This window comes from Microbulbifer zhoushanensis (assembly GCF_021729055.1).
GTDB classification, from domain to species: Bacteria; Pseudomonadota; Gammaproteobacteria; order Pseudomonadales; family Cellvibrionaceae; genus Microbulbifer; species Microbulbifer zhoushanensis.
Window position 1 is genome coordinate 1 of the sequence record NZ_JAJSAO010000016.1, and the last position, 2098, is coordinate 2098.

Genomic DNA, 2098 nt, shown 5'->3' on the forward strand with positions numbered 1-2098 from the left:
CTGTCACGCCGGTAACTTGTTCGTGGCAAGTTACGGGCCTCACCTTACCGAATTTTTGGGGGATTTCACCATACAAGGCGCTGTTGTCGCCGCTATCGCGGCTGGGACGGCTTACGCTCCGCTCCAGCCGCCCCAAAGCTTGGCGTTATGAGTAGGTGTCGGATGAAATTTAAGTATTTTCGAAAACCTGAAGAGTTTGCGTTTCTCACTGACGGGAAAGTTGCATGTTCGATATGTGGTAGCATTGAGCAGTGCTTTGATACGGGTGGATACTCAGGCGTGGAGAGTATTGACTGCATTTGCCCTAATTGCCTTAAAGATGGAAAGCTTAAAGAGCTAGAAATTGAAGCAAATATGAACTTTGATGATGGATCGGAAGATGCTGAGATAATTACTTATAAAACTCCTGCTTTGCCAACATGGCAGGATACTGCTTGGCCCTATATAGATGGAAAATTTCCCGTTTTTGAGTGTATTGCGTCCAAAGAAGATTTTAAGGATGAGAAGGAGTTTTACCAATCCTTTCTGCGAGACCAAAATGACAGCTCGGATATAGCCTTCCTTTGGGAGAGGTTGCCAGATAAAAAGCTATCTAATTACAAAGAAGCTGGAGATGTTTCTGTTTATCTTTTTTCGCTGGATGGTGAGAAATATTGGGTTTGGGATGCAAATTAAAGAATGTGCCGTAAATTCTCATAACAATTTGCTCAAATTGACGCCTGGCGGCGCAATTTAGCAACGCGTTATGTTTCTTGAGATATGTACGAATTACCAAATGAATCACATTTAAGGGAGTTAATTGGCCAAGAAGTAAATCTTGTGTCGGTTGGCCCCTATGATGCTCAAATTGGCTTCGAAAAGGGTGTAGTGATCCAATCTCTACACAAACTAGAAGGTGAGGTAAATGGAATTAAATCGGTCTGGTTCGATGGTGAGTGGGTAAGCACAAAAGACCTTGTCTATGTACCTAATAAAGAGGTAACTGGCATCAGCAATGAAAATGAATTGGTGCTAAAAATTACGTTAACTGGAGGTGTGGCTCTCTACATACACACAGAGGTATCGCAATACGAGAGCATCAATATTACACGCACCGATGGCACAATTGAGGTTATATGAGCGAGCACAGAAACATAACAAGGCCAAGCAAGCAGGGACCCGCTAACGCGGGCCCCTGTTGGCAACGTTAAGCTTTTTGGGCTGGTGAATTATGGAAAGCGACAAAAATTGGCGGTTAAAGCTCCGATACGGGAAAATTGAAACCCCGTACCAGCATTTCACCGTAATTGCTGATGGAGTGGCCGGCAAGCTTGCTCATGGATTTCAATGCAAAGAGGGGCCGGCATTTATGACAATGAAAACCTGGTGCTCGGACGCTGAGGAGAGCGCTGAAATGATCCAGGGAATAGGTGCTGATATCGGATTTACAGTTCAAGGCAGAATCCAAATTTATGAAACCGAGCCAGCGGAGCCGCCCAGAGATAACCCATTTGGATACGATATTAGCTTCACTCCTTATGGCAGCGAACGGTAGCTTAACAAGGCCAAGCAAGCAGGGACCCGCTAACGCGGGCCCCTGTTGGCAACGTTATGTTTTCGCAATGAATTGATTATATGCCAAGAATAATTTTGATCTTATTACTTATGGTCATGGCGAGTGTAAATTTAATACTAGATTTCACTCGTGGTGAGTTCGCACCAGATATTAATGCAAATATGGCTATTTCCGTATTGGCTTGCGGTATCGCTACCGCTTTTCCAGCAGGAGTAGCATTTTTATTTTCGAGCAAAACTAAATTTAAGCTTGCTGGTGTTAGAGTCTACCGTTTGGCTTCTGATGTCGTTCTTGGAATAGGATTGTTGGCTTGGTTCTATTTATTAGTTATTCGCGAACGTCCCGAATACTATGAAGGCGCATCACATATGTATGTTGCAACCTGGCCTGTGCTACTTGGCGCAATTGCAATATTGCTGTATTTAAGCTGTTTGTTGGTCCAGGGCGCACACTGGGCCATCAAACATAACAAGCGACTGTGATGTCAAGCAGCCAGTTTGACATCACACTCTCCCCAGTAAGTCCCGTCCCTCACCATCGCAT

4 protein-coding genes are annotated in these 2098 nt (G+C 44.5%); all 4 read left to right on the plus strand.

Translation table 11 applies throughout. The annotated features are described in order from the left end of the window. Positions 1–162 precede the first annotated feature (162 nt). Entirely contained in the window at positions 163–675 is a 513-nt protein-coding gene (locus LVD10_RS17865; RefSeq protein WP_237064502.1) for a CbrC family protein, read from the plus strand. An 84-nt stretch (positions 676–759) separates the two neighbouring features. After that, entirely contained in the window at positions 760–1119 is a 360-nt protein-coding gene (locus tag LVD10_RS17870; RefSeq protein ID WP_237064503.1) for a hypothetical protein, read from the plus strand. A gap of 91 nt (positions 1120–1210) precedes the next feature. Further along, complete coding sequence (locus tag LVD10_RS17875) at positions 1211–1534, plus strand: hypothetical protein (RefSeq protein WP_237064504.1); 324 nt, start codon at positions 1211–1213, stop codon at positions 1532–1534. A gap of 80 nt (positions 1535–1614) precedes the next feature. Continuing rightward, on the plus strand, positions 1615–2037 hold the full coding sequence (locus LVD10_RS17880) for a hypothetical protein (RefSeq protein ID WP_237064505.1): 423 nt from the start codon (positions 1615–1617) through the stop codon (positions 2035–2037). Positions 2038–2098: the final 61 nt, after the last annotated feature.

Bases quoted from the DNA above. Each gene is read 5' to 3' on its own strand.
- LVD10_RS17865 (WP_237064502.1), top strand. From the start codon at position 163: ATGAAATTTAAGTATTTTCGAAAACCTGAAGAGTTTGCGTTTCTCACT.
- LVD10_RS17870 (WP_237064503.1), top strand. From the start codon at position 760: ATGTACGAATTACCAAATGAATCACATTTAAGGGAGTTAATTGGCCAA.
- LVD10_RS17875 (WP_237064504.1), top strand. From the start codon at position 1,211: ATGGAAAGCGACAAAAATTGGCGGTTAAAGCTCCGATACGGGAAAATT.
- LVD10_RS17880 (WP_237064505.1), top strand. From the start codon at position 1,615: ATGCCAAGAATAATTTTGATCTTATTACTTATGGTCATGGCGAGTGTA.